This window comes from Streptomyces sp. NTD91 (genome assembly GCF_059510455.1).
In genome coordinates this window covers 33,115-55,534 of the sequence record NZ_JCAJZW010000001.1, presented here as the reverse complement: position 1 = coordinate 55,534, position 22,420 = coordinate 33,115, and the positions used below count along the sequence as shown (strand labels likewise).

Here is a 22,420-nt window from a genome sequence, read left to right as displayed (position 1 = left end):
ACGTACGACGTCGAGGTCTGGCTGCCCAGCCTCGGTGCCTACGTCGAGGTCAGCTCGGTGTCGAACGCCCGCGACTACCAGGCCCGGCGCGGTGGCATCCGGTACCGGCCGACGGGCGGTGGCCGGGCGCTGTACGTCCACACCCTGAACGCCTCGGGCCTGGCCACCAGCCGTCTGGTGCCGGCGCTCCTGGAGCAGCACCAGCGGCCCGACGGCACGGTGACCATGCCCGAGGTGCTGCGGCGCCGGGGCCTGCCGGAGGGGCTGCGCGGGCCGTGAGGGCCGGGCCCACCCTGCACTCCGGCCACGCGACACACGCCGGATCGCCGCAACTGAGGCGTGTGACGCGTCTTCCTTCCTCACGGCGCCCGGCGTACCTTGACGGCCAAATCTGATGTGCCGTCAGGAACGCCGTACGGGCGCGGCCGTCAGCGCCTGTCCCGGAAGGATTGGGGTGGACCGACCGTGTCGTACCCGAAACGAACCGCCGTGCTCGCGTCCGCCGCGGCCCTGGCCGGCTCGGCGGTGCTGCTGTCGGCGCCGGCCGCCCACGCCGATGTCGTCGACGTGAACTACCGTTGCCAGACGCCGATCGGTGTCAAGAGCGCCGTCTCGCCCATCGACATCAGGGGCGTCGAGAGCGGTGGCGGCTACCGGATCACCATGTCCTGGCAGAAGGGGGTCTCCTCCAGCCCGGTCGAGCTGGGCAGGGGCGCGATGACCCCGAGCGCCACCGTCGTGGTGGGCGGGGCCGACAGCGGCACGCTTCCGGTCAGCGGGCCGCCCAACGCGGCCGCGATCCCCGCCGACACGCCCATCAAGATCAGCGACCTGGCGGGCACCTACACGCCGAGGAGGACCGGCAAGGTCACCTTCACCCCGGGCACGCTCGTCATCAAGGCGCTGGGTACCACGACGACCTGTACGCCGACCAACCATCCGGGACCGGGACTCACGCTGGACGTGACGGCGGCCGGCGGCACCTCGTCCTCGTCCTCGGCACCCTCGTCCTCCTCTGCGGGCGGGCAGCTCCCGCAGACAGGGCCGGACGACGACGTGATCGCCCTCGGCACCCTCGGCGGCACGGTCCTCCTCGCGGGCGCGGCCGGCACCCTCTGGCTCACCCGCCGCAGCCACCCGACCCGCCACTGACGACAGCCGAAGCCCAGGTGATCGCCAGCCCAGGCCAACCGCTGGAGCCGCCCATGCCGTCCCCCGCCCGCGCCTTGCTCCGTGCCGCCCTGTGCCTCTGTGCCGTGCCGGCCGCCGTGCTGGGCGCCGCGCCGAGCACGTCCGCCGCCTCCAGCGGGTGGTCCGTCGCGCCCGTGGGCGACGGCCGGCCGGCCTTCTACGCCGAGGGGACGCCCGGGGCGGTGCTGCAGGACACGGTGGCCGTCAGCAATCCCGGGGGGACGGCGGTGGTCGTGCGGCTGTCCGGGACCGGTCTGCGGACCGTGTTCGCATGCAGGGCGGAGCACGGGATACGCGTCCCGGCCCGTACCCGGGCCGAGGTGCCGTTCATGCTGACCGTACCGGCCGGCGCCGCGCCCGGCGACCGCTCCGGGGCCGTCGTCGCACGGGACGCGCGGGGGCGTACGGCGACCGTTGCGATCCGGCTGCGCGTCGGCGGCCCGGCGCTCGCCGCGCTGACCGTCGAGCATCTCGCCGTGCGCGCCGACCGCATCACGTACGAGCTGGTCAACCGGGGTACGACCGTCCTCGTGCCGAGACTCGCGGTGCGCGCCGACGGCGTCCTCGGCCGGGTTCTGGACCGGGCACCGCGCACCCTGCCCGTCCGCCTGAGCCCCGGCGCCCGCCTGGAACTCACCGAGCCCTGGCCCGGCCGGCCCGCGCTGGACGCGGTCGACGTACGCCTGACGGTCACCGCCCCGGGCGGAGCCCATGACACGGCGACCACCTCGGTGCGGTTCGTCCCCTGGGCGGCGGTGACGGAGGCGGGCGGAGCGCTGCTCACGGCGGCGGGCGCCCTGGTCGCCGTACGCAGGTGGCGGGGCCGTACCCCGGACGGCCGTCCGGGGAGCGCGAGCCGGCGGGCTTCCGTTGCCGACGAAGTGCCCCGGTGCGATCACGAGTTGGCGGAAGGCGCGGTGAAGTGAGCGGAAAGGCGGGGATGCTGCGGCTGGTGGCGGTGGCTTCGGTGCTCGCGTGGCTCGTTCTGTTGCCCGGCGGCGGACGGGCGTACGCGGCGGGCGGGCCGGCCGTCCGGCTGTCCGTCTCCCAGGCCGGCGCCGGGGGCTCGGTCACCGTCAGCGGGAGCGGTTGGCGGTCGCGCACGTTGCTCATGCTGCTGGTGTGCGGGCGTGCCACACCGGCGCGGGGTGTCATCGGCGGCACCAACTCCTGTGCCAACAGCGACGGGCGGGCCGTGACCACCGACGCCCACGGCGGTTTCAGCAAGAAGCTGCCGGTCGCCGAGCCGCCCGTGCCCTGCCCCTGCGTGGTGCACGTGGCCACCGTCACCGGCGCAACGGCGCAGGCGGACGCCGTCCTCCGGGTGGCCGGGCATCCCGTGGCCCCGCTGCCTGCCGAGCCGTCCGGGGGCCGGCTGGCGATCCTCTCCGACACCCGGCTCACCGGTTCCAGCGGCCTGCTGACCTGGTTCGGGGCTCCGCCCGGCCGCACCCTGGTCTTCACCGTCGGCAACACCGGCACGGGCACGATCAAGGACCCCGTCTTCCAGGTCGGCTCCGCGCACGGCGTCTTCGCCCCCCAGTGGGACGACCGCCAGTGGCACGGCACCCTGGCGCCCGGCCGGAAGGCCGAGGTCAGCCTGCCGGTCGAGCTGTCCGCCGGGGCGCACGGCGACTACACCGTCTCCCTGAAGTACGACGGCAGAGTCCTTGCCCAACAGCCGTGGGGCGTCGGCCGCCCCTGGGGCGTGACGCTGTTCTGGCTGCTGCTCGGCGTGGTCGTCCCGGCCGCAGTGTTCCGCGTCGGCATGGCCGTGGTGGACCGGGTACGGCCGCGGCGCCCGGCCGGTCCCCGTCGCACCCGCGCCCTGAGCCTGCCCCGGCTGCCGCGCGACCGCGGCCACGGGCAACCGCCCCCCTCGACCCTGGCCCTGCCGTGGTTCGCCCCGGACTCCGTCCCCGGCGACCCGGCCGGCCGGCTCTCCGCACCGCACACCGACAGCCCGACGAGTCCGACGACTCCCACCAGGAAAGGACCGACGTGAGCATCCGAAGGAGAGGTACGGCCGCGGGCGCCGCGCTGGCGCTGAGCGGTGCGGGCGTCCTGCTGGGCGTCGCCGCCGGCCCCGCGCAGGCGGCCGAGGTGTCGTACGCCACCCACTGCGTGCCCCCGGCGGGCATCAGTCCGATCGACGGCACCACGAAGGTCGAGATCACCGCCCCGGCCACGGCCAGGGTCGGCGACACCGTGGACGTCGTGTGGAAGTTCGTCCAGGCCGCCTCCAAGAACCCCGACATCATCGACCTGCCCGCGAACTCGGTGCAGCCGTCCGGCGTGCTGAAGGCGGCCGGTGCGCAGGTCGCCGACATCGCCATGCAGGGGCCGCGGCAGAACCCGGCGATCCCCAGGGGCGCCGCCATGGTGCTGTCCGACATGAAGGGCAGCCTGAAACTGACCACGGTCGGTGAGGTGACGCTCACGCCGGACGCGTACACCGTCAACGCGATGTCGACGGACACCAAGTGCACGCCCAAGGAGACGGTGCAGAAGGCGGCGACCATCCAGGTGACGGACGGCAGTGGCGGCGGGGGCACCTCCAGCGGCACGCCCACGCCGCCCGCGACACCGACGGGATCGGGCACCCCCACCCGGTCGGCCACACCCACCGCCACCGGCGGCCAGACCGACTTCACCGGCAAGGAGGTGCAGATCCCCTACGCCTGCAAGACCCCGATCGGCGACAAGAACGCCACCTCGCCGGTGCAGATCGACGCCAGGAAGGACGGCGCGGACTTCGCGCTCACCGTGCAGTTCAAGAAGTCGGTGATGAACAGCCCCGCCGACATCCCGAAGGGCTCCGTGAAGCCGTCCATGGAAGTGGTGCTCGGGGGCGCCGACAAGGGCACGGTGCACGTCGAGGGCCCGACGAACGCGCACGACATCAAGTCCGGCGACCCGATCGAGATCCCCGATCTCACCGGCACCTACAAGCCGGGCGCGAGCGGCACCTCCACGCTGTCCCCGGGCGTCCTGACGGTCAAGGCGCTCGGTACGACCACGACGTGCACGCCGACGAGGACCGAGGTCTCGCTCACCCTGGACACCACCGGGCAGCCGGGCGGCGCGTCCGGAGGCACCTCCACCTCCGGCGGTACGACGAGCGGCGGCAGCACCGGCGGCAGCGGCTCCGGAGGCCTCGCCCAGACCGGCGCCGACGACCATGGCGCTCTGCATGCCCTGGGCCTGGTGGCGGGCACAGCGATCCTGCTCGGCGGCGCGATCTTCACGTTCATGCCCCGACGAAGGGCACGGTAGCCGACCCGAGGGGCGCGGGGCCCTGTCGATGGGCGGCTCCGCCGCGTGGGCGCAACCAGCGACGGTCTCCCGCAAGCCGCCGATGCACCATCGCACCACGGCGCTCGGCGCCCGCCCCGGACCAAGAGGGCCACCACACCCCCAAGGGTGCGGTGGCCCTCCGTCGGCCGGGTCCGAGCGACTAGCGGACGTCGCCCATCAGCTCGTTGACCTTCTTGCGGTACATCCACACCGCCGCACCGGCGAGGACGGCGAGCCCCGCCTCCAGCGCGACATAACCCATCTTGTCGAGGTTGACGCCGCCGATGGCCGGGTTCGACATCAGCGCGGTGATGGAGTCGCCCGCGGTGACCGCGAGGAACCAGACGCCCATCATCTGCGAGGCGTACTTCTTCGGCGCCATCTTCGTGGTCACGGACAGACCCACCGGCGACAGCGTCAGCTCACCGACGGTCTGCACGAAGTAGATCGCGACCAGCCACAGCGCCGCGGCCTTGTGTCCGCCCTCGGCGATCGACAGCGGAGCGAGGAAGAGGAAGAAGGACGCACCGATCAGCACCAGGCCGGAGGCGAACTTCACGATCGTGCTCGGCTCCTTGCCGCGGCGGTTCAGCCACAGCCACAGCCAGGCGAAGACCGGCGCCAGCGCCATGATCATGACCGGGTTGACCGACTGGTACCAGGAGACCGGGAACGTCCAGCCGGCGATCGAGTTCTTGGCCGAGCTGTCCGCGAACAGCGACAGGGTCGAACCGCCCTGGTCGTAGATCATCCAGAACACGGCGGCGGCGGCGAAGAACCAGACGTAGGCCCGCACCTTCGACTTCTCGGTCGAGTCCAGGTCCTTGTCGCGCAGCATCCGCGTGATGACCAGGATCGGCACGATCAGGCCGACGAGCGTCAGCGGGATCAGCGCCCAGTTCAGGGTGAAGTGACCGGTGCCGCCCACCAGACCGTAGAAGACGGCCGCGACGGCCAGCCAGATCAGGCCCTTGCGCAGGGTCGCGGCCTTCTCCTCGCGGCTGAGCGGGGTCGGGACCTCGCTGCTCTGCGGGCTCAGGTGGCGGCCGCCGAGCAGGTACTGGGCCAGACCCAGCGCCATGCCGAGCGCGGCCAGCGCGAAGCCCAGGTGCCAGTTGACGTTCTCACCGACGGTGCCGATGACCAGCGGCGCGGCGAAGGCACCCAGGTTGATGCCGATGTAGAAGAGGGTGAAGCCACCGTCGCGGCGCGGGTCCTCCGCACCCTTGTAGAGGTGGCCGACCATCGTGGAGATGTTGGCCTTCAGCAGACCGGAACCAATGGCGACCAGGCCCAGGCCGACGAAGAAGCTCGCGGACACCGGCAGGGCCAGGCACAGGTGGCCGAGCATGATGATCAGGCCCGAGACGGCGACCGTCTTGCGAGGGCCGAGGAAGCGGTCGGCGACCCAGCCGCCCGGCAGGGCGAGCAGGTACACGAGCGACACGTACACCGAGTAGATCGCGGTCGCCGTGCCCGCGCTCATGTGGAGGCCACCCGGGGCCACCAGGTACAGCGGGAGCAGAGCCCTCATGCCGTAGTAGGAGAACCTCTCCCACATCTCGGTCATGAAGAGAGTGGCCAGGCCGCGGGGGTGGCCGAAGAAGGTCTTCTCGGACCCGGGGGTGCCCGGGCGGACCGAGTCCTTCGTCAGGCTGGACGCCATGGTCGTTCCTTGCTGGTCGGGGCGCGCGGTGGGGGACCCCCGGCTCGAGCGAAGCCGAGAGTTGGGGGAGTTGCGCGCCCGTGGGGGTGCGGCCGGCACCGGCGGGGTCGGCCGTCCGCCCCCAACGCCCGAGGGGAGTCCGTCTCCGGGTCGCGGAGGCGGTGGACGGCGACCACCGGGATCCACGCCCCGTCGCGCGGCGATGCGCTGCGGAGCCCGGCCAGAGGTCGTTCCTTTCAAGGCTGATCTTGATCAGCCCGCACACAAAAGAGACCTTCAGCCCACGTGCCCGCCGAAGGTCCCCTGGTGTACTACAGGCGTTCAGGTCACTGTAAGGCAGGACACTGCCGGATATGGAAGGACTTGAGACACGGATCACAGGTGTCGGCGGAACCGCAGGACCGGAATCGAAGGTCCTTCCTACGATCGCATCCCCAGAGCGATGGTTCGTACCAGCGGCGCGCGACCGGCGCGCGAAGGTAAGAGATCCTGAAACCGATCACACCCCAGCACCGCACGCGGGCGGTCTACCATCACCTCATGACCCGTGTACTGCTCGCCGAGGACGACGCGTCCATCTCGGAGCCGCTGGCCCGCGCCCTGCGCCGGGAAGGTTACGAGGTCGAGGTGCGCGAGGACGGACCCACCGCGCTCGACGCCGGGATGCAGGGCGGCGTCGATCTGGTCGTGCTTGACCTGGGCCTGCCGGGCATGGACGGCCTGGAGGTCGCCCGCCGCCTGCGGGCCGACGGCCACACCGTGCCGATCCTCATCCTGACCGCACGGGCCGACGAGGTGGACACCGTCGTCGGCCTGGACGCGGGCGCCGACGACTACGTCACCAAGCCCTTCCGGCTCGCCGAACTGCTCGCCCGGGTACGGGCGCTGCTCCGGCGCGGCGCCGCCGAGCCCCAGCAGCCGCCCGCTACGCACGGGGTGCGGATCGACGTCGAGTCGCACCGGGCGTGGATGGGTGACGAGGAACTCCAGCTCACCGCCAAGGAGTTCGACCTGCTGCGGGTGCTGGTGCGGGACGCCGGCCGGGTCGTCACGCGCGACCAGTTGATGCGCGAGGTCTGGGACACCACGTGGTGGTCGTCCACCAAGACCCTGGACATGCACATCTCCTGGCTGCGCAAGAAGCTCGGCGACGACGCGGCGAACCCCCGTTACATCGCCACGGTGCGCGGGGTCGGCTTCCGCTTCGAGAAGAGCTGAGCCACGCCCGGGACCCTCCCGGGACCAGCGACCACCTCAGGTAACGGAACATGCGCCGACGTCTCATCCAGTCCACCCTCGCCGTCGTCCTCGTGGTGATCGCCGTCTTCGGCGTCTCCCTGGTGATCGTCGAATCCCGGACGATCAGCAACAGCGCCCAGGAGCGGGTGGACTCCGAGGCGATCCGGCTGGCCAGCATCGTGGACAGCAGGATCCTCGCTTCGGAGAACGTCAACGCGGACGTGCTGCGCAACCCGGTGAGCAGGGAACAGTTCGCGGTCATCCGCATGCCCGGAAAGCCGCCGATCGAGATCGGCACCCGGCCGCACGGCGACGTGATCCACGCCACACAGCAGGGCGAGGAGGGCGAGACCGTCACCGTGCAGGAGCCGCGCTCCGCGGTGACCCGCGAGGTCGGCCGCACCCTGTTGATCATCGGCCTGGTGGCGCTGCTCGCGGTGGTCGCGGCCGTCCTGCTCGCCGTACGGCAGGCCAACCGGCTCGCCTCCCCGCTGACCGATCTCGCCGAGACCGCCGAACGGCTCGGCTCCGGCGATCCCCGTCCCCGGCACAAGCGGTACGGCGTCCCCGAGCTGGACCGGGTCGCCGATGTGCTGGACTCATCCGCCGAGCGGATCGGGCGCATGCTGACCGCCGAACGGCGCCTGGCCGCCGACGCCTCCCACCAGCTGCGCACTCCGCTGACCGCGCTCTCGATGCGCCTGGAGGAAATCACCCTCACGGATGACCCGGACACCGTGAAGGAGGAGGCGAACGTCGCGCTCACCCAGGTCGAGCGGCTCACGGACGTGGTCGAGCGGCTGCTGACGAACTCCCGCGACCCGCGCACCGGCTCCGCCGTCACCTTCGACCTGGACGAGGTCATCCAGCAGCAGCTCGCCGAGTGGCGCCCGGCCTACCGCAGCGCCGGCCGGGCCATCGTCAGCTCGGGCAAGCGGCATCTGCAGGCCGTCGGCACGCCCGGGGCGGTCGCCCAGGTGCTGGCGGCGCTGATCGAGAACTCCCTCATGCACGGCGGCGGCACGGTGGCGCTGCGCACCCGTGTCACCGGGAACCAGGCCGTGGTCGAGGTCACCGACGAGGGTCCCGGCGTCCCGGCCGACCTCGGCGCGCGAATCTTCGAGCGGACCATCAGCGGCCGCAACTCCACCGGGATCGGCCTGGCCGTCGCCCGCGACCTCGCGGAGGCCGACGGGGGGCGGCTGGAGCTGCTGCAGGCCCAGCCGCCGGTGTTCGGCCTGTTCCTGTCACGCACACCGCCGGCCCGCAAGCCGGCCGAGGATCAGCCGACGGTCCGTTGAGGAAGTGCGGCCAGGGGGTGCGGCGCCTACGGAACGCGCTGGGACTTCGGCTCCGATCCCGAGTGGGACCTCTGCGACTCGGCCACCAGGATCGACTCCGCCTCCTTGGCCGGCTGGACCCGGAACACCCAGGTGCGGTACGACCAGAAGCGGAACAGGGTCGCCACGCCGATGCCCACGAACTTGAAAGCGTTGCTCTGCAGCGGACTGTCCCAGCCGAAGCCGTAGGTCGCCAGGTAGAGCACGCCGTTCTCGATGACCAGGCCGATCGCACTGAAGAAGAGGAAGAGCGAGAGTTCCTTGGTGCGCCCGTTCTTTTCGCGGTCCCGGTACGTCCAGTAGCGGAAGCCCACGTAGTTGAAGGCGATCGCGACCACCGTCGCGATGATGCTGGCACGCACCACCGGGAGGTCGGAGACGTGGCGGACCAGGTTGAACACGCCGAGGTTGACGAAGATGCCCGCCACGCCGACGGTGCCGAACTTGGCCACCTCGCGTACGAGCCGTTGCAGCCCCGAGGAACGAGGTTCCATGGCTGTGCAGCTCCCGTCGGTAGGTTTCGTCAGCCCAGCCATGCTATCCGCGCGGACCCCCCGCCGCCTGCGCACCAGGCCAAGACCGGGAAACAGATCGGAAAGAGGGCGGAAAGCGACCGGTAAGAGATCGGGAGAGGGACGCGATCCGGTCGTCCCGGCGCGGCCGATACGCTAGGGGTGTGACGTTCCCGGTAGTCGGCATGGTCGGCGGGGGGCAGCTCGCGCGTATGACGCACGAGGCAGGCATCCCGTTGGGCATCAGGTTCAAGCTTCTCAGTGACACTCCTCAGGACTCTGCGGCGCAGGTCGTGAACGATGTCGTCGTCGGCGACTATCGCGACCTCGACACGCTGCGCGAGTTCGCGCGCGGTTGCGACGTGATCACCTTCGATCACGAACATGTGCCCACCGAGCACCTCAGGGCCCTGGAGGCGGACGGCATCCCCGTGCGCCCGGGCCCCGACGCGCTGGTGCACGCCCAGGACAAGGGTGTGATGCGCGCGAAGCTCGATCTGATCGGCATCCCGTGCCCCCGGCACCGGATCGTCAGCGACCCGGAGGACGTCGTCCGCTTCGCGGCGGAGGGGGACGGCTTCCCGGTCGTCCTGAAGACCGTGCGCGGCGGCTACGACGGCAAGGGCGTGTGGGTCGTGGAGACCGCCGAGGAGGCCACCGACCCCTTCCGGGCCGGCGTCCCGGTGCTCGCCGAGGAGAAGGTCGACTACGTCCGCGAGCTCGCTGCCAATGTCGTACGCTCCCCGCACGGCCAGGCCGTCGCCTACCCGGTGGTGGAGTCCCGGCAGGTGAACGGCGTGTGCGACACGGTCATCGCCCCGGCCCCCGGCCTGGACGAGGCCCTGGCGCTCCAGGCCGAGCGGATGGCCCTGACCATCGCCAAGGAGCTGGGCGTCGTCGGGCACCTCGCGGTGGAGCTGTTCCAGACCCGCGACGGCCGCATCCTCGTCAACGAGCTGGCGATGCGCCCGCACAACTCCGGGCACTGGACCCAGGACGGCGCGATCACCTCGCAGTTCGCCAACCACGTCCGCGCCGTCCTCGACCTGCCGCTCGGCGACCCGCGCCCGCGCGCCGAGTGGACGGTGATGGTCAACGTCCTGGGCGGCGACTTCCCGGACATGTACTCCGCGTACCTGCACTGCATGGCCCGCGACCCCAAGCTCAAGATCCACATGTACGGCAAGGACGTGAAGCCCGGCCGCAAGGTCGGACACGTCAACACTTACGGCGACGACCTGGACGACGTGCTGGAGCGCGCCCGTCACGCAGCCGGCTACCTGAGAGGCACGATCACCGAATGAGCCCTGTTGTTGGCATCGTCATGGGGTCGGACTCCGACTGGCCCGTCATGGAGGCCGCCGCCAAGGCCCTGGACGAGTTCGAGATCGCCTACGAGGTCGACGTCGTCTCCGCGCACCGCATGCCGCGCGAGATGATCGCGTACGGCGAGCAGGCCGCCGACCGCGGCCTGAAGGTGATCATCGCCGGGGCCGGTGGCGCAGCGCACCTGCCCGGCATGCTCGCCTCCGTCACCCCGCTGCCGGTCATCGGCGTGCCGGTCCCGCTGAAGTACCTCGACGGCATGGACTCCCTGCTGTCCATCGTGCAGATGCCGGCCGGCGTGCCCGTGGCCACCGTCTCCGTCGCCGGCGCCCGCAACGCCGGGCTCCTCGCGGCCCGCATGCTCGCCGCGCACGACGAGGACCTGCTGCACCGGATGCGCGACTTCCAGCAGGACCTGAACGACCAGGCCACCGAGAAGGGCAAGCGGCTGCGCTCCAAGGTCGAGGGCCAGGGCCACTTCGGCTTCGGGAAGTGACGGGGATGACGTCTGTGGAGGGGGCCCGGGAACTGCTGCGCGAGTTCCCGGTGGTCGACGGCCACAACGACCTGCCGTGGGCGCTGCGCAAGGCGGCCGGCTACGACCTGGACAGGCTGGACATCGCCGGCCACCAGGGCGAGCACCTGCACACCGACATCCCGCGGCTGCGCGAGGGCGGGGTCGGCGCGCAGTACTGGTCGGTGTACGTGCCGGCCGAGCAGCCCGACCCGGTCGCGGCGACGCTGGAGCAGATCGACTGCGTCCGGCGGATGCTGGCCCGTTACCCGGCGGACCTGGCCCCCGCACTGACCGCCGCCGACATGGAGACGGCCCGCGAGGACGGCCGTATCGCCTCCCTGATGGGTGCCGAGGGCGGCCACTCCATCGCCAACTCGCTGGGCACCCTGCGCGGTCTGTACGCGCTCGGCGTGCGCTACCTGACCCTCACCCACAACTCCAACGTGGACTGGGCGGACTCCGCGACCGACGAGCCGAGGGCCGGCGGCCTGACCGCGTTCGGCCGCGAGGTCGTCCGTGAGATGAACCGGCTCGGCATGCTGGTCGACCTCTCGCACGTGGCGCCGACGACGATGCGCGACGCGCTCGACACGTCCGAGGCGCCGGTGGTCTTCTCCCACTCCTCCGCCCGCGCGGTCTGCGACCACCCGCGCAACATCCCCGACGACGTCCTGGAGCGGCTGCCGGCCAACGGCGGCGTGGCGATGGTGACGTTCGTGCCGAAGTTCGTACTCCAGGCGGCCGTCGACTGGACCGCCGCAGCCGACGACAACCTGCGTGCCCACGGTCTGCACCACCTGGACACCAGTCCCGAGGCGATGAAGCTCCACCGCGCGTTCGAGGAGCGCAACCCGCGCCCGGTCGCCACGGTGTCCACGGTCGCCGACCACCTGGACCACATGCGCGAGGTCGCCGGAGTCGACCACCTGGGCATCGGCGGCGACTACGACGGCACCGCGTTCACCCCCGACGGCCTCGGCGACGTCTCCGGCTACCCCAACCTCCTCGCCGAACTCCTCGACCGCGGCTGGTCCAGGGCCGACCTGGCCAAGCTGACCTGGCAGAACGCGGTGCGGGTGCTGGGTGCGGCCGAGGACGTGGCCCGCGGCCTCCAGGCCACGCGCGCGCCGTCCGTCGCCACGATCGAGTCGCTGGACGGCACGGACGGCTGACGGTCCAGGACGCGAGGGTCGTGGTGGCCGTCCGCCCCCGCGCGCAGGAAGTACCGGTCGAGCGGTGCGCCGAGGCGTAGCCCGGTGACCCGCTCCGGGCGGGCGAGGAGCGGCCGGCCGAGCACCACCCGCTCGGCGCCGGCGGCCGGGCAGCAGCCGGGAGGCCCTGGTGACGCCGGCGGTCAGGTCGGTCGGGCCAGGGCCGCCGGTCGGGACGCCGGACCGGCCGGACCGCACCAGACGCCGCGGACCCCGCCCTCCGGGCGGACGACGCTACTTTCGAAACACGCCCTAGTGGTGCCCTGGTAGTGTTTCGTCACGGCGAGCTCACTCGACGTGACGAAGTACTGCCAGCCCCTGGTCACGCGTGTTCGACAGACCCCCGGGTCACGGATGTTCGATCCGGCACAGGCAGAACGGATGCCCGGCAGGGTCGGCGTACACCTGGAAGTCCTTCTTCTCGCGGTCCCGAAGGTCCAGCGGCCGGGCGCCCAGCGCGAGCACCCGCTCATGGGCTGCGTCGACGTCCGCCCAGGTCGGGCCCGCGTCGAAGTCCAGGTGGAACTGCTGGCCGTTGCGGTCGGCGCGCGGCCACTCCGGCGGGGTGTGTCCCTCGGCCCGCTGGAAGGCCAGCCGCGGACCGTCAGGCACCTTGAGCACGACCCAGTCGTCGTCCTCCGCCTGCGGGGTGCCCCCGGCCACCGCGGCGTAGAAGCCGGCCAGCGCGTGCGGATCGGGGCAGTCGAGCACGACGGAACGGAAACGGGCGACGGACGCCATGGGATCCTCCTTCGGGACGCTCAGCAGGCGCACAGGCAGAACGGGTGCCCGGCAGGGTCGGCGTACACACGGAACGTCCGCTCGCGGTCGTCGGCGTCCAGCGGCTTCGCGCCCAGCTCCAGCACCCCCTTCTCGGCCGCGTCCAGGTCCTCCACCACCAGGTCCAGGTGGAACTGCTGCGAGTGGTCGGCGGCCGGCCAGCGCGGCGGCACGTACCCCGGCGCCTCCTGGAAGGCCAGCGCCGGGCCGCCGGGCACCTTCAGATCCACCCACTCGCCGCTGTCGTCGGAGTTCGCCTCCACCGTGCCGCCCAGCACCGCGGCGTAGAAGCCGGCCAGCGCACGGGGATCGGGACAGTCCAGCACCACGACAGCGAATTTGGCGAGAGCCATGACTACCTCCTCGGGTTACCCCTAGGACCGGGTAACCGGTAACGGTTACTGCATGCTCCCGCATTGGGGGTAACGTCGCAAGCATGAGCGAGAGATCGGCCGCCCCCGCAGCGCTCGGGCTCGTGGAGTCCCTGGTCAACAGCCTGAGCGTGGATACCGGCGCCGACGCGCTCGACACGGCCGACGGACGCGCGCGCTTCGGGATCCCCGAGGCCGGGCTGGCCGAGGCGCGGGAGCTGCGCGAGTCGCTGCGCGCCGCGCTGCTGGCGCACGCCGGGCACGGGCCGCACCGCGTGGTCACCCCGCTCGGCGAGCTGCTGGCCCGTGCCCCCCTGTACGTCACCGTCGACCCCCGGGACGGCTCCGCCGCGCTCGCCTGCGCGCCGGACGCCCCGCTGCTCACCCGGGTCGCCGCCGCCGTGGCCGAGGGGGTCGTCGAGGGCACCTGGATGCGGCTGAAGGCCTGCGAGGCCGCAGACTGCCACTGGGCCTACTACGACCGCAGCCCCGCCGGGCGGGGCCGCTGGTGCTCGATGCAGGTGTGCGGGGCGCGCGCGAAGATGCGGCGCTACCGGGCGAAGGGGCCCTGACTCACAGGGTCTTGGTGCAGAATGCGGAAAGACGCCGGTTCGGCCGACTGAGCCTCGGCCGAACCGGCGTCGCCGTACGCCTGTCGTGCCGTCGGTCCGTTACGCGGTCGGACGGCCCATCGCCCGGTAGGTCCAGCCCGCCCGGCGCCACAGCTCCGGTTCGAGCGTGTTGCGGCCGTCCAGGATCACCCGGGCCGCCGCGACGTCGCCGAGCGCCGCCGGGTCCAGCTCGCGGAACTCCCGCCACTCGGTCAGGTGCAGGACGACCTCGGCCGAGCGCGTCGCGTCCAGCGCGGAGTCGGCGTACCCGAGCGTCGGGAAGACCTTGCGGGCGTTGTCCATGCCCTTCGGGTCGTACACCGTGACCTGGCCGCCCTGGAGGTGGATCTGCCCGGCCACGTTCAGCGCCGGCGAGTCGCGGACGTCGTCGGAGTCGGGCTTGAAGGTGGCGCCGAGCACCGCGACCCGCTTGCCGAGGAAGGAGCCGCCGCCGAGCGCCTCCCGGGTCATTTCGACCATCTGGCCGCGTCGGCGCATGTTGATGGAGTCGATCTCGCGCAGGAACGTCAGTGCCTGGTCCGCGCCCAGCTCACCGGCCCGAGCCATGAACGCCCGGATGTCCTTCGGCAGACAGCCGCCGCCGAACCCGATCCCGGCGCGCAGGAACTTCTTCCCGATCCGGTCGTCGTGTCCGATGGCCTCCGCCAGCTTCGCCACGTCACCGCCCGCGGCCTCGCACACCTCCGCCATCGCGTTGATGAAGGAGATCTTCGTGGCGAGGAAGGAGTTCGCGGCCGTCTTCACCAGCTCCGCGGTCGGGAAGTCGGTCACCACGAACGGCGTGCCCTCGCCGATCGGGGCCGCGTAGACCTCCCGCAGCAGCTTCTCGGCGCGCTCGCCGCGCACGCCGACCACGATGCGGTCCGGGTGCAGGGTGTCCTGCACGGCGAAGCCCTCACGCAGGAACTCCGGGTTCCAGGCCAGCTCGGCGTCCCCGCCCACCGGCGCATGCTCGGCGAGATACGCCGCCAGCCGGTCCGCCGTGCCCACCGGCACCGTCGACTTGCCGACCACCAGGGCCGGTCCGTGCAGGTGCGGGGCGAGCGAGGAGATCGCGGAGTCGACGTACGACATGTCGGCCGCGTAGTCACCGTGCCGCTGCGGGGTGTTCACGCACACGAAGTGCACGTCACCGAAGGCACCGACCTCGGCCCAGTCGGTGGTGAAGCGCAGCCGCCCGGTCGACCCCTCGAAGCCCGCCACGTGCCGGCGCAGCAGGTCCTCGAGCCCCGGCTCGTACATCGGGGTCTCGCCGCGCTCCAGCAGGGCGATCTTCTCGGGCACTGCATCGAGTCCCAGCACTTCGAAACCGAGCTCGGCCATGGCTGCGGCATGCGTGGCGCCGAGGTAGCCGGTGCCGATCACGGTGATCTTCAGGCTCATGGATGCGCTCCAGCTCGGGTACGTCGGTGCTGCGGCCCCTGAGCATAGTCGGGCCGCTCGCCGGGCAATTTCACCGCTGTCGTGTAGCTCACGTATGCGTGCCACGTACGGCCCCCTAAAATTTGAGTTACTTAACGGTAATTAGCGTCAGTATCACTGCGTCTTTGGAGCGTGAGAGACCGTGGCCGGATCGGCTGACTTCGACCTGTACCGCCCGTCCGAGGAGCACGACATGCTCCGGGACGCCGTCCGCTCCCTGGTCGAGGCGAAGATCGCGCCGTACGCCGCGGCGGTGGACGAGGAGGCCCGCTTCCCGCAGGAGGCCCTCGACGCCCTGGTCGCCGGCGACCTGCACGCCGTGCACGTCCCCGAGGAGTACGGCGGCGCCGGCGCCGACGCGCTCGCCACGGTCATCGTGATCGAGGAGGTGGCCCGTGCCTGTGTCTCCTCCTCCCTCATCCCCGCGGTGAACAAGCTCGGCTCGCTCCCGGTGATCCTCTCGGGCTCCGAGGAGCTGAAGAAGAAGTACCTGGCACCCCTGGCCAAGGGCGACGCGATGTTCTCGTACTGCCTCTCCGAGCCGGAGGCGGGCTCGGACGCGGGCGGCATGAAGACCAAGGCGGTCCGCGACGGCGACCACTGGGTCCTCAACGGCGTGAAGCGCTGGATCACCAACGCGGGCGTCTCCGAGTACTACACGGTCATGGCCGTGACCGACCCGGCCAAGCGCACCAAGGGCGTCTCCGCCTTCGTGGTCGAGAAGTCCGACGAGGGCGTCTCCTTCGGTGCCCCCGAGAAGAAGCTCGGCATCAAGGGCTCCCCGACCCGCGAGGTCTACTTCGACAACGTCCGCATACCCGCCGACCGCATGATCGGCGAGGAGGGCACCGGCTTCGCGACCGCGATGAAGACCCTGGACCACACCCGCATCACCATCGCCGCCCAGGCGCTGGGCTGCGCGCAGGGCGCCCTCGACTACGCCAAGGGCTACGTCCAGGAGCGCAAGCAGTTCGGCAAGCCGATCGCCGACTTCCAGGGCATCCAGTTCATGCTCGCCGACATGTCGATGAAGATCTCGGCGGCCCGCGCCCTCACCTACCAGGCCGCCGCCGCCTCCGAACGCGGCGACGCCGACCTCACCTACCTGGGCGCCGCCGCCAAGTGCTTCGCCTCGGACGTGGCCATGGAGGTCACCACGGACGCCGTCCAGCTCCTCGGTGGCTACGGCTACACGCGGGACTACCCGGTGGAGCGGATGATGCGCGACGCGAAGATCACGCAGATATACGAGGGCACGAACCAAGTTCAGCGGATCGTGATGGCCAGGAACCTTCCCTAGCAGGATTTTTGCAGGTCAGAAGCTGTTTCGACGGTCCGGAGAGGCGCCCTCGGGTTTCTGTCCATTGCGGCCCGATCAGGGCCGTTCCTGAGCGTCACGCTGGGGGAATCCTGGGCAGATGCCGGGCTGGAAGTGGCCGCTGACCTGCACAAACAACACAGCCCCCGGCGCGACGCCGGGGGCTGTTGTCGTACACGGTCAGGCGACTTCTGACGCCTCCGTGGGGTCGTCGGCGTCGGGCGTCAACATCGTGGCGATGGCGGCCCGGCCGCGCTGCTCGGCTCCTTCGATGCAAGGGCCCCTGAGAATCGCCTCCGGAATTTCCACAAGCCCCTTCCCCAGTGGGCGGGGTGAAGGCGTTGGACACGTCGCCCTGCACGACGAACGACCCCGTGACCGTGCGGTACACGTTCGGCGGTCCTTCTCCCCGCACTCGCCGTTGCCGTTGCCCGTGAGCCGGGTGAGTGCCGAACGTTCGGACATGCCGAACCCCTTGCTCTGGCCCCGTTTGGGCCGCCTGACCAACGACAGGAGAAGGGGCGGCGCTACGCGTCTATGCGTGAACGCGACTATGCATGTCCTTGCACAAAGTGGGCCCGGACCACTCCGGGACGTGGTCATGCTCCCGTGCCTGCGCAGACTGGGCGGACCTGGTCGCCGTCGGATATGGCTGACGGCAGCCCCGAGGGCGGACGCCTGGGAGAAGGGTTGGTCACATGACCCACGGCGGCCGGGAACCGGCAGAAGCAGCAGGTGAGCATGACCAGCCATCACAGCTGAGCATGACCAGCCATCACAGCCTCGAAGGGCGCCGGGCCTGCTCGTCTACTGCGCGACGGGTGGTGCCTCCAGCGCGCCTCCTGCCTGCGCAGGCTGTTGGTGATCATGGGGAAATGCTGGGGAGGCCCCCCTCTGGGAGGGGTGTTCGTGCAGGCCGGAGCCGTATGGCCTGTAAAGCACGCAGATGTCAGGAAAGGCGCCCCCCCCGGGCGCCTTTCCGCTGTCGCGGCGCACCTTACGACCGGTCGGTCACATGCGGGCGGGACCGGGGCGTCGTAGGACGGAAGCACCCGGGGTCCGCCCCGGGCCCCCGGGTTCCAGGAGGAGCCATGCCCCAGTCCCAGATGATGCCGGCCCTGTCCCAGCAGATGCAGGACTGCATCGAGGCCTGCATGAGCTGCCACAGCATGTGCGAGGAGACCATGAGCTCGTGCATGCAGAAGGGCGGCCAACAGCAGATGCAGGTCATGCGGGCGCTGATGGACTGCTCCGAGACGACCCGTGTGTGCGCCGACATGATGATGCGGCGCTCGCCCATGTCCGCCGACATGTGCACGATGTGCTCGAAGGTGTGCGAGATGTGCGCCGAGGCGTGTATGTCCATGCCCGACGACCAGCAGATGATGCGCTGCGCGGAGGCGTGTCGCCGCTGCGCGCAGACGTGCCGGGCGATGGCGGGAGCCGGCATGTGAGCCGGTGAAACGGTCGAGGGCACCCGCGCAGGGTGCCCTCGACCGTTTCACCGGAGCCGGGTCAGGTGCCGGAGACGGTGACCTTCTGGTCGTTGTTCAGCTCGTCCACCAGCGTCTTGACCTTCGCCTTGTCCCAGACGAGGTTGCCGCCGACGGAGCCGGAGATCGGCATGTTCATGGAGGTGCCGTCACCGCCCTGGACGCCCTTCATGGCCCAGAACATCGAGGCCAGGTCCCACAGGGACATGTCCTTGTCGACGATCAGGGAGTCCAGGCCCGCGCCCATGGTCGGGTAGAGCTTGAACGGGTTAAGGACCGTCGACGGGGTGGCCACCTGGTGGGCCAGCGCCGACAGGAACTTCTGCTGGTTCTTGGTGCGCTGCAGGTCGGAGGCGGCGAACGCGTGCCGGGTGCGGACGAAGGCGAGGGCCTGCGGGCCGTTCAGCTTCTGCTTGCCGGCCTTGAAGTCGGCGCCCGAGTACGAGTCCTTGAAGCCCTTGTCGATGTCGATGGTGACACCGCCGACGGCGTCCACGATGTTGGCGAAGCCCTGGAAGCCGATCTCCACGTAGTGGTCGATGTGCAGCCCGGTGTTCGCCTCGATCGTGCGGACCAGCAGCGTCGGCCCGTCCTCGGCGTAGGTCGCGTTGAGCTTCGCGTGCCGGCCCTGCGCCGGGTAGACCTTCCCGGAGGTCGAGCCCTTGTACGACGGGACGACGACGTCCGAGTCACGTGGCAGCGATATCAGCGTGTCCCCGTTGCCGCCGACGTGCAGGATCATCATCGAGTCCGTGCGCTTGCCCTGGGCGCTGCCGGTGTGCAGCTTCTTCTCGTCCGCCTTGGACATGCCCTCGCGGCTGTCCGAGCCGACGATCAGGTAGTTCGTGCCGGAGCCGGACGCCGGCCGGTCGATGACCTTCGACAGGTCGACCTCACGGCGCAGCTTGGAGTCGGCCCAGAAGTAGGTCGCGACGGAGGCGACGACCAGCACGGTCGCCAGCGTGATCGCGGTCCACTTGATCCGGCGCCGCCAGTTCGGGCGCGGCCGGTACCGGTCGAGCTCCGGGTCAGGGTCGTTGTCGTTGGGGACGAAGCCGCCGCCGCGCCGCCCGCCGCCGTACACGTGCCCCGTGCTGTAGCCGCTGTCGTAGCCCGAGCCGTCGTCGTATCCCTGGCCGTCCACGTACGACGGCTGCTGCGGGACCCCGGCCGCACCGTACGGCGGCGCCGCCGGGCCGGGGTCGCCGTAGGAGCGCTGACCGGGCGGTACCGCCGGGCCGCGCCGCACCTGACGCATCACGCGGGCGCCCTCCGGCTGTGCGCCGGCACTGCCGCGTCCGTAGCGCGGGCCGCGGTTGTCGTCGGACCATCCCTCGGGCCAGTCATTCATGCGACCAGTGTGCCGGGCGCCGGTGTGGGGCTTACAAGGGCTGTCGGAAAATAGGGGCGGCGCTGTTGCGAAGCTGACACAAATTCCACGAATGTCACTTCGGCATAAGGTGGAGGGCATGACAGACCAGGTCACGGACGTGGAACCGGACATCCCCGGCAAGCCGACGTCCGCCTCGCGCACCACCCTCAGCCACATCATGACCCACAACGACACCAACCTGCTGGGGACGGTGCACGGCGGCGTGATCATGAAGCTGGTCGACGACGCGGCCGGCGCGGTGGCCGGCCGGCACTCCGGCGGCCCCGCCGTCACCGCGTCCATGGACGAGATGGTCTTCCTGGAGCCGGTCCGCGTCGGTGACCTGGTCCATGTGAAGGCGCAGGTGAACTGGACCGGCCGGACCTCCATGGAGGTCGGCGTCCGGGTCCTCGCGGAGCGCTGGAACGAGTCGACGCCGCCCACCCAGGTCGGCTCGGCCTACCTGGTCTTCGCGGCCGTCGACGCCGACGGCAAGCCGCGCCGGGTGCCGCCGGTGATCCCCGAGACCGACCGCGACCGGCGCCGCAACCAGGAGGCCCAGATCCGCCGCACCCACCGCCTGGCCCGCCGCCGCGCGATCCGCGAGCTGCGCGAGAAGCGGGCGGCGGAGGGATTCGAGGATTAGGGCGTGTTTCGAAAGTCCCGTCTGGTCCGCGACGCCTGGCACGGCACCTCGCCGCGTTGTCGGGATCGTCCACGTACGCCCGGTACGAGGAGGCGGACCTTGATGATCCGTCGCTCGGTGCGGGTGGGGGTACGGCGCGGGCTTGTGCGCGGACGGCTGGAGCGGTCGGCCATGCCGGCCTCGCCGAGCCGGCGGTAGCGGTCGGCCCACCGCTGGGCGGTGGTCGGCGAGACCTGGAAGCGTTCCGCGGCCCGCCGCAGTGGCCAGCCGTCGTCCACGACGCAGCGGGCCAGACGCAGGCGTCCGGTCTCGGTCAGGGGTGCATTACGGTGGACCACGAGGGCCTTTCTGTCGGTGCAGATGTCGCAATCCACACCGAACCGGAAGGCCCTCACCCGTTCAAGATCCCTCAGCCGAGATCTGGCTCACCCGTCCACAACCTCCCGAGACAGAACAGCTAGGCGCCGGCGCAGGTCACCTCGCTGCCCCGCACGGCCGTCTGCTGCGGAAGGGCGGGATCCTCGTAGCGCACCTTGCGCACGTCCTTGAAGTCGGCCCCCGCGGTCACCTTCAGCAGCGGCCCCTGGCCCGGCACGGCGCGCAGCTGGGCGCCGGGGATGGCCACGGCCAGGGCGCGGGCGGAGCGGTCCCAGCGGGGGTCGTACGTGATCACCGTGTGCGGCACATGGGCGGGGGCGGTCACCGGCCGGTGGGTGGTGGCGAAGCCGGCCGCCGCGAGGGAGGCGTCGACGCGCTTGGCGAGCCCCGTCGTGCCGTTGCCGTTCACCACCTGGACCTGGATCTGCCGCGGGTCCACCTCGATGGGCGTCGAAGGCCGCGGGTGCGCCTGTGCGCGGTGCGCGGGTGGCGGCGCGGTGAGCGGCTTGTCGTCGCGGAGGGCCGCGAACAGCTGGTCCGCCTTGCCCTGGTCCCACTTCAGCGTCGAGCCGATGCCCTTGACGCCGAAGTTCAGCTGCCCGATGGGCACGGTGGCGAACTCCGAGGAGGACGCCGAGAAGTTCCGCATGGCCCGGCCGAGGTCGAGCAGTTCGTCGACGCCGAAGCCCTCGTCGGCCCGGACCGAGCCGAGCACCGCCCGGGTCACGTCCCGGAACCGCATCGGGTTCAGCAGTACCCCGGAGGAGGTGATCCGCTCGATCAGTGCCGCCAGGAACCGCTGCTGCCGCCGCATCCGGCCCAGGTCGCTGGTGGCGTCGACATGCCGGGCCCGCACGTACTGCAGGGCCTGCCCGCCGTTGAGCGTGTGCGTGCCGGGCGAGAGGTCGAGCCCGCTGTACGCGTCCTTCAGCGGGGTCGTCGTACAGATGCTCACCCCGCCGAGGACGTCCACGGTCTTCATGAAGCTGGTGAAGTCGACCTCCAGATAGTGGTCGATCTTCAGATGGGTCATGTTCTCGACCGTGCGGACGGTCAGCTGGGGGCCGCCCTCGGAGTAGGCCGCGTTGAGTCTGATGGGGTGTGCCGGGTGCCGCTTGCCGGTGGCCGGGTCGGTGCTCGCGGGCACCTCGGCCAAGGAGTCGCGCGGCAGGCTGACCACGGTGGCCCGGTCCCGGTTCTCGGAGACGTGCACGATCATCATCGTGTCGGTGCAGTGGCAGGGCGCCCCGCCCAGCCGGTACCGCCGCCGTTCCTGCGCGGTGATCTTGTCCCGGCCGTCGGTGCCGACCAGCAGGATGTTCGTGCCGTGGCCCGCTTGCGGCCGGTTCCCCATGTCCTTGAAGGCGTCCACCCGGGCGATACCCCCGTCCAGGCTGCTGACCACCGCGTGCCCGATCCCGGCGGAGGCGAGCACCACGACGGACAGCGTGCTCACCGCCCGCATGGCCCAGCGGGGCCGCCGGGGCGGCCGTACCGACCGCACCGGCCGCTCGGGCGGGCGCGGCACACGGCGGGGGGGCTGTGGTCGGCGCTGCGGAGCGGGGGCACCACCCACGCTCTTGGCAGTGGGGGAGGGGGACCGAGGCGGGCTGACCAAGGGGAGCACCTCCGGACGACGCCGTACGTGGGATCCGTGAGCACGGTAGGCCGATACGATCTCCAGCCCGGCCCGTGGCCCCGGCGGCGCG

The 22,420-nt window shown here is 71.2% G+C and carries 21 protein-coding genes and 2 pseudogenes; 14 read left to right on the top strand and 9 right to left on the bottom strand.

What is annotated here, in order from left to right:
* Nucleotides 1–21 precede the first annotated feature (21 nt).
* From AC5WRT_RS00240 to AC5WRT_RS00220, 5 genes are all read left to right on the top strand, one after another.
* On the top strand, nt 22–279 hold the full coding sequence (locus tag AC5WRT_RS00240; protein WP_496091988.1) for a hypothetical protein: 258 nt from the start codon (nt 22–24) through the stop codon (nt 277–279).
* A 186-nt stretch (nt 280–465) separates the two neighbouring features.
* Entirely contained in the window at nt 466–1,152 is a 687-nt protein-coding gene (locus tag AC5WRT_RS00235) for an LPXTG cell wall anchor domain-containing protein (RefSeq protein ID WP_496091543.1), read from the top strand.
* Between the two features lie 53 nt (nt 1,153–1,205).
* Nucleotides 1,206–2,117, top strand: coding sequence for a COG1470 family protein (locus AC5WRT_RS00230; protein WP_496091542.1), 912 nt, complete (start codon nt 1,206–1,208; stop codon nt 2,115–2,117).
* Nucleotides 2,118–2,131: 14 nt separating this feature from the next.
* A complete protein-coding gene (locus tag AC5WRT_RS00225; RefSeq protein WP_496099887.1) occupies nt 2,132–3,196 on the top strand; it encodes a hypothetical protein in 1,065 nt (354 codons plus the stop codon).
* Complete coding sequence (locus tag AC5WRT_RS00220) at nt 3,193–4,467, top strand: hypothetical protein (RefSeq protein ID WP_496091541.1); 1,275 nt, start codon at nt 3,193–3,195, stop codon at nt 4,465–4,467. The genes AC5WRT_RS00225 and AC5WRT_RS00220 overlap by 4 nt, the downstream gene beginning before the upstream one ends.
* 181 nt (nt 4,468–4,648) lie before the next feature.
* On the opposite strand, the gene AC5WRT_RS00215 is transcribed toward AC5WRT_RS00220, so the two are convergent.
* Entirely contained in the window at nt 4,649–6,154 is a 1,506-nt protein-coding gene (locus AC5WRT_RS00215; RefSeq protein WP_496091540.1) for a peptide MFS transporter, read from the bottom strand.
* Nucleotides 6,155–6,694: 540 nt separating this feature from the next.
* On the opposite strand from AC5WRT_RS00215, the gene AC5WRT_RS00210 reads away from it, so the two are divergent.
* Together AC5WRT_RS00210 and AC5WRT_RS00205 are read left to right on the top strand one after the other, a co-directional pair.
* A complete protein-coding gene (locus AC5WRT_RS00210) occupies nt 6,695–7,372 on the top strand; it encodes a response regulator transcription factor (RefSeq protein ID WP_020940464.1) in 678 nt (225 codons plus the stop codon).
* A gap of 50 nt (nt 7,373–7,422) precedes the next feature.
* Nucleotides 7,423–8,694 (top strand): sensor histidine kinase, encoded by a 1,272-nt coding sequence (locus tag AC5WRT_RS00205; RefSeq protein WP_496091539.1) that lies wholly within the window; start codon nt 7,423–7,425, stop codon nt 8,692–8,694.
* 26 nt (nt 8,695–8,720) lie between these two features.
* Here the strand turns inward: AC5WRT_RS00205 and AC5WRT_RS00200 are convergent, their stop codons facing one another.
* Nucleotides 8,721–9,227 (bottom strand): GtrA family protein, encoded by a 507-nt coding sequence (locus tag AC5WRT_RS00200; protein ID WP_496091538.1) that lies wholly within the window; start codon nt 9,225–9,227, stop codon nt 8,721–8,723.
* A gap of 182 nt (nt 9,228–9,409) precedes the next feature.
* Between AC5WRT_RS00200 and AC5WRT_RS00195 the strand changes: the two genes are divergently transcribed.
* From AC5WRT_RS00195 to AC5WRT_RS00185, 3 genes are read left to right on the top strand one after another with little or no spacing between them, the layout of a single operon-like run.
* Nucleotides 9,410–10,549: a 5-(carboxyamino)imidazole ribonucleotide synthase gene (locus tag AC5WRT_RS00195; protein ID WP_496099814.1), complete on the top strand. Its 1,140-nt coding sequence runs from the start codon at nt 9,410–9,412 to the stop codon at nt 10,547–10,549.
* Nucleotides 10,546–11,067 carry a 5-(carboxyamino)imidazole ribonucleotide mutase gene (gene purE / locus AC5WRT_RS00190; protein WP_496091536.1) on the top strand — a complete coding sequence of 174 codons (522 nt, stop codon included), beginning with the start codon at nt 10,546–10,548 and terminating at the stop codon, nt 11,065–11,067. The genes AC5WRT_RS00195 and purE overlap by 4 nt, the downstream gene beginning before the upstream one ends.
* Before the next feature lie 5 nt (nt 11,068–11,072).
* Complete coding sequence (locus AC5WRT_RS00185; RefSeq protein WP_496091535.1) at nt 11,073–12,260, top strand: dipeptidase; 1,188 nt, start codon at nt 11,073–11,075, stop codon at nt 12,258–12,260.
* A gap of 387 nt (nt 12,261–12,647) precedes the next feature.
* Here AC5WRT_RS00185 and AC5WRT_RS00180 read toward each other — a convergent pair whose 3' ends face one another.
* Complete coding sequence (locus tag AC5WRT_RS00180) at nt 12,648–13,040, bottom strand: VOC family protein (RefSeq protein ID WP_496091534.1); 393 nt, start codon at nt 13,038–13,040, stop codon at nt 12,648–12,650.
* Nucleotides 13,041–13,060: 20 nt separating this feature from the next.
* Nucleotides 13,061–13,432, bottom strand: coding sequence for a VOC family protein (locus AC5WRT_RS00175; protein ID WP_496091533.1), 372 nt, complete (start codon nt 13,430–13,432; stop codon nt 13,061–13,063).
* 83 nt (nt 13,433–13,515) lie between these two features.
* Between AC5WRT_RS00175 and AC5WRT_RS00170 the strand changes: the two genes are divergently transcribed.
* The gene (locus tag AC5WRT_RS00170) at nt 13,516–14,022 is read left to right on the top strand and encodes a CGNR zinc finger domain-containing protein (protein ID WP_496091532.1); all 507 of its coding nucleotides are present in this window, start codon (nt 13,516–13,518) and stop codon (nt 14,020–14,022) included.
* 99 nt (nt 14,023–14,121) lie between these two features.
* On the opposite strand, the gene AC5WRT_RS00165 is transcribed toward AC5WRT_RS00170, so the two are convergent.
* Nucleotides 14,122–15,465, bottom strand: coding sequence for a UDP-glucose dehydrogenase family protein (locus AC5WRT_RS00165; protein WP_496091531.1), 1,344 nt, complete (start codon nt 15,463–15,465; stop codon nt 14,122–14,124).
* A gap of 181 nt (nt 15,466–15,646) precedes the next feature.
* On the opposite strand from AC5WRT_RS00165, the gene AC5WRT_RS00160 reads away from it, so the two are divergent.
* Complete coding sequence (locus AC5WRT_RS00160) at nt 15,647–16,804, top strand: acyl-CoA dehydrogenase family protein (RefSeq protein WP_496099813.1); 1,158 nt, start codon at nt 15,647–15,649, stop codon at nt 16,802–16,804.
* A 300-nt stretch (nt 16,805–17,104) separates the two neighbouring features.
* On the opposite strand, the pseudogene AC5WRT_RS00155 reads toward AC5WRT_RS00160, so the two are convergent.
* Nucleotides 17,105–17,287, bottom strand: a pseudogene (locus tag AC5WRT_RS00155) (hypothetical protein); the annotation flags it as partial.
* Between the two features lie 626 nt (nt 17,288–17,913).
* On the opposite strand from AC5WRT_RS00155, the gene AC5WRT_RS00150 reads away from it, so the two are divergent.
* On the top strand, nt 17,914–18,276 hold the full coding sequence (locus AC5WRT_RS00150) for a four-helix bundle copper-binding protein (RefSeq protein WP_496091529.1): 363 nt from the start codon (nt 17,914–17,916) through the stop codon (nt 18,274–18,276).
* 61 nt (nt 18,277–18,337) lie between these two features.
* Here the strand turns inward: AC5WRT_RS00150 and AC5WRT_RS00145 are convergent, their stop codons facing one another.
* A complete protein-coding gene (locus AC5WRT_RS00145; protein ID WP_496091528.1) occupies nt 18,338–19,666 on the bottom strand; it encodes an LCP family protein in 1,329 nt (442 codons plus the stop codon).
* Nucleotides 19,667–19,784: 118 nt separating this feature from the next.
* Between AC5WRT_RS00145 and AC5WRT_RS00140 the strand changes: the two genes are divergently transcribed.
* On the top strand, nt 19,785–20,333 hold the full coding sequence (locus tag AC5WRT_RS00140; RefSeq protein ID WP_496091527.1) for an acyl-CoA thioesterase: 549 nt from the start codon (nt 19,785–19,787) through the stop codon (nt 20,331–20,333).
* An 86-nt stretch (nt 20,334–20,419) separates the two neighbouring features.
* Here the strand turns inward: AC5WRT_RS00140 and AC5WRT_RS00135 are convergent.
* Both AC5WRT_RS00135 and AC5WRT_RS00130 read right to left on the bottom strand, forming a co-directional pair.
* Nucleotides 20,420–20,671 (bottom strand): annotated as a pseudogene (locus tag AC5WRT_RS00135) (helix-turn-helix domain-containing protein); the annotation flags it as partial.
* Nucleotides 20,672–20,790: 119 nt separating this feature from the next.
* On the bottom strand, nt 20,791–22,329 hold the full coding sequence (locus AC5WRT_RS00130; protein WP_496091526.1) for an LCP family protein: 1,539 nt from the start codon (nt 22,327–22,329) through the stop codon (nt 20,791–20,793).
* Nucleotides 22,330–22,420: the final 91 nt, after the last annotated feature.